Below are 8,296 nucleotides of genomic sequence, written 5' to 3'. Positions count from 1 at the left end.
GCAGTAGGTACTCAAATTAAATTTGGCTCTGTCAAAGGTCAAATAAATTCCTAAAAAAACTATCATTGAGCCCAAACAACAAGTAAACTTTAACAAAAAAATCTAAGGAACCAAAAACTATGGCATTACCTGGTGGTGAAATATCAAACCGACCCCTACACTTCATGTGGCTATGTGACTGTTCTGGATCTATGTCAATTAATGGCAAAATTGAAGCGTTGAATACAGCCATTCGTGAATGTCTTCCTGAAATGAAACGGGTAGCTGATGAAAATCCCAATGCTAATGTGTTAGTGCGAGCAGTTAAATTTTCTGATGGCGCTCAATGGCACGTTCCCACTGAAACTCCAGTCGATAGTTTTAATTGGACTGATTTAACTGCGGGAGGTCTCACGGACATGGGCAAAGCTTTGTTGTTGGTTGCAGAACAACTAAAAATGCCTCCAATGACAGACCGCGCTCTACCACCTGTATTGGTGCTTATTAGTGACGGTCAACCTACTGATGACTTTGGTAGCGGACTGAGAGCGTTGATGAATGAACCTTGGGGAAAAAGAGCTGTTCGTATTGCTATTGCTGTCGGTCAAGATGCTGACGAAGATACTCTGCAAAAATTTATCGATCATCCAGAACTGAGACCTTTAAAGGCTAATAATGCTGAGGCTTTGGTCAGATATATTAAATGGGCTTCTACTGCAGTCTTAAAAGCAGCTTCTTCCCCAGCTAGTCAAATTGGAACTCCGGCAACAACTGTAGTTTCAAACCCAACTGCTACTACATCAACTACCGTAGCAACTTCTGTCCCTGCTACTGGAGCTGTTCCAATTCCTGCTGTACCTACGAGTAGTTCGGATGATGATGATATTTGGTAAAGTTTTTCTCTGAAATGGGACTTACAGCGCTTTTCATTTGAGTAGACCACAAAGTAGGGACGTTGCATACAACATCTCTACAGGGTTATCATTTTTTTGATGTGGTTTATTGACCTGAAAACTGCTGTAGAAAAAAGATTTTCGCAGATGTATAAATCAGGACATAATATTAGAATAAAATTAGGAAAAAATTTATGAGTGAAGAAACTGAAAAATTAGATCGAGGTTCACAACCATGGCGCGTGATGCTAGAAACTGTGACAGGAGCAAGTCACTATCGCAAAAATTTGACGAACCAGGATCACGGTAAAGTTGAACAACCTAACGAGAATAGCTTGCCTATTATCTTAGCTATCTCTGACGGCCACGGTAGTGCCAAAAGTTTTCGGAGCGATCGCGGTTCTGAGTTCGCTGTAGAAACTGCCATAGAACTTTTGACAGGTTTAGTAGATCAAGAAAGCGATGGAGAGAATATTCCATTAGTCAAAGAGTATGTTAACCTTCAGCTTCCCCAAAGAATAGTTTCCACATGGAAAAAGAAAGTTGATGACGATCTAGAAAAGGAGGACTTTACTTCAAAAGAATTGGATAAATTAGAAAAAGAAGAGGGAGAAAAAGTACGTCAAAGTCTTGAAGATAATAAAGAAGAGCGTAAATATGTTGTTTATGGTGCGACTCTCTTAGCAGTTTTAGTAACAGAAGATTATAACCTTTATCTTCAACTAGGAGATGGAGATATTCTGACTGTAGATATCTGGGGAAAAACAACTAGACCTATTGATAAAGATGAAAATCTGATAGCTAATGAAACCTATTCTTTGTGTATGAAGGATGCCTGGAAATACATAGACAACCATTTTGTTCGTTACACGCAAGAAAGTAAACGGCCAATGATTATAGTTTCTACAGATGGTTATGCCAACTCTTTTAATAGTGAAGATAAATTCATCAAAATTGGTAAAGATTACTTAGATATGATTCGGCAGCAAACTTTTGATGAAGTTGCAAAAAAGCTAAAAGGTTTTTTGGAGCAGACATCTCAAGGAGGGAGTGGAGATGATATTACCTTTGGGTTGATTAAACAAATTGATATTCAAGACACAGGTGATGGTATTAAAATTGTACGACAAGAGCAGAAAGAATATAAGGAAAAAATTCAGCAATTCGAAGAGCAATTAAAAGACCAGGTTAAAAAAGATGATCTGGAACAGTTTACTGATGTTTTAAATCAAATCATCGAAACCTACTCAAATCAAATAGAAACAGTTTTAAGGGATTATAGTAATTTATTACAAGATTGGCAAAAAAGTTTTATAGAACTATCAGAATCCCAATCTAAGAAGTTAGAATATATTGAAAAATGCGTGGAAAAATTAACAGAACAAAATTCAAAAGACTTAAATTCTCCTAAGAAGAAAAAAGTCACAGAAGTAAAAGTTACTCTAAGCGAAATAAAAAAAAAAGTAGATTTTTTGAAAACAGGATTAATTGCGACTATTTTTTTAGTTAATATTAGTATGTTGACAAATATTGCTACTGCTATCTGGTTACTTCCACCAAAAAGCTCTAGTTCTAATAATCCAGAACTAAAACCTTCAACAACCTCAACTCCTAAACTTTCACCAAGCCCACAAATAACACCTTCAACTAACCCAAAACCATCGCCTTCCTAATAAAAAAATAACAAGTAGCCAAAAAAATTTGCTTTTCAATTAATACGAGAAAAGCTGAAAAAGGCATTCTTTGAAAATATTAACCCAAATTATCAGCAGAAAAATAATGAATCAACTACAAGATGGACAAAACATTGCCACCGAAATTTCTGGTGCAAACTGTATAATTGAAAAACGCCTTGCGGAAGGCGGACAAGGAGAAGTTTACCAAGTTAATGTCAATGGGAAATCAATGGCTCTCAAATGGTATTTTCCCCATATTGTAGAACAAGACCCCCGTCAAAAAGATCGCTTACAAAAAGCTATTGAAATGCGTGCCCCTAACGACCGATTTCTTTGGCCAATAGATTTAGCACTAACTCCCGAACAACCCTCATCCTATGGTTATATAATGGCTCTACGGGAACCACGTTTTAAAAGTCTAAACGATTTAGTCAAACGTAAGATTGACCCTAGTTTTCGTGCTTTAGTGACAGCAGGATTTGAATTAGCTGATAGTTATTATCAACTTCATGCCAAAGGATTATGCTATCGAGATATTTCTTTTGGCAATGCTTTTTTTGACCCCGATACTGGAGAAGTACGCATTTGTGACAATGATAATGTAGACGTGAACAAAATGCCTGGAAGTGTTGCCGGAACCCCACGTTTTATGGCACCAGAAATAGTCAAAGGTGAAGCACACCCTAGTACACAAACTGACTTATTTTCCTTAACAGTTTTGCTATTTTATATTCTCTTCAACCATCATCCTTTAGAAGGAGCAAAAGAACAAGCTATTCATTGCTTTGACTTGCCAGCAATGACAAAAATTTATGGTACAGAGGCACTTTTTATATTTGACCCCGACGATCATTCCAACCGTCCTGTTCCTGGGGTACAAGATAATCCTCTTGTTTTTTGGGATATTTATCCTCAATCATTGCGAGACTTATTTACCAGAGCTTTTACCGATGGAATTAAAGACCCTGAAAATGGTCGAGTACAGGAAAATGAGTGGCGTAAAACTATGCTGAATTTGCGAGATTCCATCATTTACTGTCCTCATTGTGGGGAACAAAATTTTTATGATATAAATGCTCTGAAAAAACAAGGAAAACTCAATCCCTGTTGGAATTGTCAAAAAGAAATAGTTACACCACCTCGTATCCGTATTGGTAAAAAAATTGTCATGCTAAATCACGATACTAAGTTATTTCCTCATCATGTAGACGATGGGAAAAAATATGATTTTTCAGAACCAGTAGCAGGGGTAGTTAGAAATCCTAAAAATCCCAACCTTTGGGGACTGAAAAATCTATCCACTGCAAAATGGGTGGTGACAACAGCTGATAATAATATGAAAGATGTTGAACCTGGACGTAGTGTTACTATGGCAGTGGGAACTAAAATTAACTTCGGAACTGAAAAAGGAGAAATTCGAGTTTGAAGTAGCACTCAGCAATCAGCAATCAGCAATCAGCTTTTCAATGTGTATAATGGGGGATACTCAAGAGAAGCCGCTCTGCGTCTACAAACCCCTATAAAAGGCGAACAACGGGCTTTTTCAAAAAATATAGTGGGGAACTTAAACCCTTGAATCTTCAGCTGACAGCTAAATGCTGATAGCTGATAGCTAGTTAAATTTCCTTTCAAAATTTTTGACACAGAAAACATTAAACAACATTAGGAGACACAACTTATGTGCGCACTTCCTGGAGGAACATTAGCAACTCGTCCTTTACATTTTATTTGGATTTGTGATGCCTCTGGTTCAATGTCTTTGGATAGAAAAATCCAATCTCTGAATAATGCTATCCGCAAAACACTACCTCAGATGAGACAGGTTGCAGATGAAAATCCGAATGCTACTGTACTGATCAGAACATTACGTTTTTCTAGTGGTGCAACGTGGGTTCAAAATGCCCCTGTACCACTAGAAAATTTTCAATGGACTGACTTGACTGCTGATGAAGTACCTCAAACAGCAGCTTTTTCTGCTGAATTTAAAAGACGTTTGGATCGGGAGGGGGCAAAATCCGGAGACGTTCAATTTTCTCTAATGTGGAACAATTACAACGATCTCGATCTTCATGCTATTTGTCCCTGCGGTACAGAAATTTACTATCACGAGAAAAAATGTCCTGTATGTCAAGGTGAATTAGATGTTGATATGAATGTAACTCCTACATCAGAAGAACCTGTAGAAAATATTTATTGGCCACCAGGAGGCTCGCCAATGGGACATTATAAAGTTTTTGTCAATCATTATAAAAATCATGGTCGTTCAGGTTGTAGCGATCCCACATCATTCAAAGTGGCAGTTTCAGTAGGAGGAGTAGTTCAAGAGTTTACTGGCAATATAAATGAAAAGAAAAAGAAACTTATTTATGAATTTGATTTAGATGAAACTCTAGCAACTGTAGGAGGAGGAAATACTGATATGGGAACGGCTTTAGAAATGCTTGCCGAACAGTTAAAGACTCCTCCTATGAGCGATCGCGCCTTGCCTCCTGTCCTAGTGTTGCTTTCTGATGGTCAACCAACTGATGATTTTGAGAAAGGTTTAAGAGCATTAATGGCACAACCCTGGGCTAAGAAAGCAGTTCGTATTGCCATTGCTATCGGTCAAGATGCAGATGAAGATGTACTGCAAAAATTCATAGCACATCCAGAATTCAAGCCTTTAAAAGCGAGTAATCCTGAATCACTGCTTACATACATTAAATGGGCTTCTACTGCTGTTTTAAAAGCTGCTTCATCACCTGCTGGACAAGTAGCTGGTGCATCAGGCAACGTTCCTATTACTCCGCCTCCCACAGTTCAAATACCTTCTACAGATGAAGTTTGGTGAAGTTTGTAGATTTTGGAGAATGAAAAAAATCGGGGGAGATGACAGTATATGGTAAAATGGATGAATGTCTAATTGCTCCGAACCCGTTATGGCCTAAATAGGTTAACCTATTTAGGTGCTATAGAAGATTGAGTTGCTACCGGTAATGCCAAAGTATTGAAAGCCAGAGACAATCATCGCTCTAACTCCTTCGGTGTAGAGCGCTGCTGGTGTCTAAGTTCCTGCTCTCTATCAGCAAGCCATTCATCTAGTGCTTGTCTAATCTCGTTGAAATCTGCATGAGAAAGGGTAGAGCTGTTGTCCTGCCATCGTTCCCCATCCCATTCTGCATCCATAATAATTTTCTGAGTTTTGTTTTCCCGTACAGTGAGACGTTGTTGTTCGCTATCCCAAGCGATCGTGCGACGTTTACCTTTCAGTTCTGATTTTTGTACATAATGCAGAAGCTCAACAAAGTCAGGAGCTAGAGCATCCACCCATTGCTGTTGTTGGTTTTGCTCTATCAACGGTTGAATCTCTTCTGGTTGTTGGGTCGGTTCGGGTGCAGCTTCTGTCTGTGGTGTTTGACTTAATGCGCTCGACTCTATCAAGGGTTGAGTTGCTTCAGGTGTGGTAATTTGGGACGCTACTTCAGTAGAGTGTTGTTGAGCTTTATCCTCTTTTGGTGCTGTTTTTGAGTAAAATTCAGCTTCAGCCCTAGACCTACCAAGAGCTTCATTATAACTGAAGATTTCTTCAAAAGCATTTAAAGCTGCTTCTAATTTTGCAGCTTCAATAGAGTCAGTATCTGCATTGGGAGTATTTGGAACAGCTCCAGTATGAGAAATTTCCACAGTTTCCTGTTGTGGGCTGGTTTCTACTATTTCGGTTGACCAGGATGTTTCAGGTAATGTTTCATCAAAAATAGATTCAGATAGCTCTTTTTCCTGGCGTGGAGGTTGTGCTGCAAAACTATATCTCTGTAGCTCTACTGCATCTGTTTCAGCATCATAGCTAACTCCGCGTTTCTGCAAACCGCCCCATCCATAAGCTTTTCCTAATTCGCTGCCTTTAAATTTCAGGCCGTCCAACTCAAAGGAAAAACCATTCATCCTACCAGTTGAAGCCACATTAGCTCTGACGATAACTCCTTTCTCCTCTAACCTTTGAGCAAATTGAGGAGCTGTAGGCCCGTCTATAATTGCGGTGTCTATCAAATATTGCAGCCGTTCCCGTGGCAAAACATAATCCCCATACTCAACCTCAGATTGGATTGAAAGTGACTTTGCTTGGATAACTACATCTATCTCGTGCTGTTGCTTCTGTTCAGCTTCTAGGTCGTCTGGTTTCTTTAGATTTGGCTCTACTCCGGACTTCTCTATATATATAGATGTAGATTTTTCCTGCTCGACTGTGGTAGGGGGTGATTTTTCGGGGTCTTCTTCTTTACGATCGGCAACAGGTGAGCGATATTTTTTCAGCTCGGCTGCGTCTTTATCTGGGTTGTAGGTTAGTCCACGTTTTTTCAACCCTCCACACCCATAAGCTTTTCCTAAACTACTGCCTTTGAAATAGATGCCGTCTAACTCAAAGGAAAATCCGCTTAATCCATCGGTAGATGCAGGGTAAACGCGGACTTCCACTCCTTCATTCTCCAAGCGTTTAACAAATTGAGGAGCTGTTGGTTTATCGGCGATCGCTTTATCTATTAATTCCTGTAGCTGTATTCGTGGCGGTGTGACTCCTGTCCTTTCTGCTTTTTGGCGCTCTCGATAAGTCTCCCTCGCACTTTCTCTCTTGCTATATCCGGGCGTTTGGGTTAGGTTATACTCCTTTTCTAGTTCTTGAGTCGCAGCGATCGCTTTGAATACATCATTTTTACCAGTCCAGACGGGTCCTGTCATTGGTATTCGACTGGCTACTACATGAACATGGTCGAATTCTGTATCATTGTGTCGGACTATTGTGTAGGGGGTGTGTTCGCTGAATTCCATTTTCTTCATGAAGTATTCTACAACTGACTCCCAGTCTGCATCTGACAATTGTTCGCCTGGTGGTAAAGTCAAGGAGCAATGCCAGGATGGTTTTTCAATGTGCGGTCTCAAGCGTAGCACTGTGTTAAATTCTCTGATTAACCCTTGGGCGTTGTCGCTGGCTAGCGTGCCTCCTATCCAGTCGGCTCTTTCTGACTTGTTTTTGTCTCCTGGACTAAAGATATAGTTGATAATATCTCTAAAATTCTTTCCTTTGGTGATTTTAGCTTTCATCACTAATTAACCTTGCTCTTAACTCTTCTACAAGTTCCCTAATTTCTTCTAACATTCCTGGTGGGTAGCTAGTTGCGATGCCTTGATTTATTGCTTTTTGATACTGGTTGAGGTTTGCAGATAATTTTGATAGCTTTAACCACGCTTCCCTATTTAGCTCTGGTACACGAGCTGGTAATTTATACACGTCTCCAAGGATAACAGACCTTATATAGACTCCTCCTTCTAGTCCCGTTTCTTTGCACAACTGCTCGAAAATTGCAAATTCTTCGTCACTTAATCTCGATGAAATGCTTTTTGTTCGCTTCTGGTCGGGTTTGATTTTTTTTCCTCTGAAACTGAGAGGTGGTTTATCGGGCATTTTGTACTACGAATATAATTCAAGAGAACTACGAAAGTTGTCGTACTTATATTACAAATGCTACAGCTAAATCATAAATTTTCTCAACAATAGCAACCACCCGAACTTGTGAGCGGTGGCTGGCGATAGCCAGGGTTACCTAAGAGGGCACCACTTAGTATACCTTGCATCTGCGCGACAATCTTATATACTAACAGACCATTCCTGTACTGTCAAGCTCTCGCCGGGGTATTTTTGCTGCTGTGATGCTTATACCCTCTCCGGCTTCTCTACTTTTTCTTTACTCTACTATACATCAATATACACTATTT

At 39.5% G+C, this 8,296-nt stretch carries 6 protein-coding genes; 4 read left to right on the top strand and 2 right to left on the bottom strand.

Translation table 11 applies throughout. The annotated features are described in order from the left end of the window. Positions 1 to 119 precede the first annotated feature (119 nt). The 4 genes from AC3DU7_RS18635 to AC3DU7_RS18620 all read left to right on the top strand — a co-directional run bounded on the left by AC3DU7_RS18635 (position 120) and on the right by AC3DU7_RS18620 (position 5,378). Positions 120 to 872 carry a vWA domain-containing protein gene (locus tag AC3DU7_RS18635; protein WP_488040813.1) on the top strand — a complete coding sequence of 251 codons (753 nt, stop codon included), beginning with the start codon at positions 120 to 122 and terminating at the stop codon, positions 870 to 872. A gap of 194 nt (positions 873 to 1,066) precedes the next feature. Continuing rightward, positions 1,067 to 2,545, top strand: a complete 1,479-nt coding sequence (locus tag AC3DU7_RS18630; RefSeq protein ID WP_488040812.1) for a PP2C family serine/threonine-protein phosphatase — start codon at positions 1,067 to 1,069, stop codon at positions 2,543 to 2,545. 106 nt (positions 2,546 to 2,651) lie between these two features. Continuing rightward, on the top strand, positions 2,652 to 3,974 hold the full coding sequence (locus AC3DU7_RS18625; RefSeq protein WP_488040811.1) for a protein kinase domain-containing protein: 1,323 nt from the start codon (positions 2,652 to 2,654) through the stop codon (positions 3,972 to 3,974). A gap of 252 nt (positions 3,975 to 4,226) precedes the next feature. Continuing rightward, the gene (locus AC3DU7_RS18620) at positions 4,227 to 5,378 is read left to right on the top strand and encodes a VWA domain-containing protein (RefSeq protein WP_488040810.1); all 1,152 of its coding nucleotides are present in this window, start codon (positions 4,227 to 4,229) and stop codon (positions 5,376 to 5,378) included. Between the two features lie 173 nt (positions 5,379 to 5,551). Here the strand turns inward: AC3DU7_RS18620 and AC3DU7_RS18615 are convergent, their stop codons facing one another. Next, complete coding sequence (locus AC3DU7_RS18615) at positions 5,552 to 7,624, bottom strand: relaxase/mobilization nuclease domain-containing protein (protein WP_488040809.1); 2,073 nt, start codon at positions 7,622 to 7,624, stop codon at positions 5,552 to 5,554. Continuing rightward, entirely contained in the window at positions 7,614 to 7,985 is a 372-nt protein-coding gene (locus AC3DU7_RS18610) for a plasmid mobilization protein (RefSeq protein ID WP_488040808.1), read from the bottom strand. The genes AC3DU7_RS18615 and AC3DU7_RS18610 overlap by 11 nt, the downstream gene beginning before the upstream one ends. Positions 7,986 to 8,296: the final 311 nt, after the last annotated feature.

The organism is Okeania sp., assembly GCF_983059655.1.
Note: the sequence above shows the minus strand (reverse complement) of the source record. Positions and strands in the feature narration are given on the sequence as shown.

What these genes read in the sequence shown, in the direction of transcription:
- AC3DU7_RS18615 (WP_488040809.1), bottom strand. Translation starts at nt 7,624, where the DNA reads ATGAAAGCTAAAATCACCAAAGGAAAGAATTTTAGAGATATTATCAAC.
- AC3DU7_RS18620 (WP_488040810.1), top strand. Translation starts at nt 4,227, where the DNA reads ATGTGCGCACTTCCTGGAGGAACATTAGCAACTCGTCCTTTACATTTT.
- AC3DU7_RS18635 (WP_488040813.1), top strand. Translation starts at nt 120, where the DNA reads ATGGCATTACCTGGTGGTGAAATATCAAACCGACCCCTACACTTCATG.
- AC3DU7_RS18625 (WP_488040811.1), top strand. Translation starts at nt 2,652, where the DNA reads ATGAATCAACTACAAGATGGACAAAACATTGCCACCGAAATTTCTGGT.
- AC3DU7_RS18610 (WP_488040808.1), bottom strand. Translation starts at nt 7,985, where the DNA reads ATGCCCGATAAACCACCTCTCAGTTTCAGAGGAAAAAAAATCAAACCC.
- AC3DU7_RS18630 (WP_488040812.1), top strand. Translation starts at nt 1,067, where the DNA reads ATGAGTGAAGAAACTGAAAAATTAGATCGAGGTTCACAACCATGGCGC.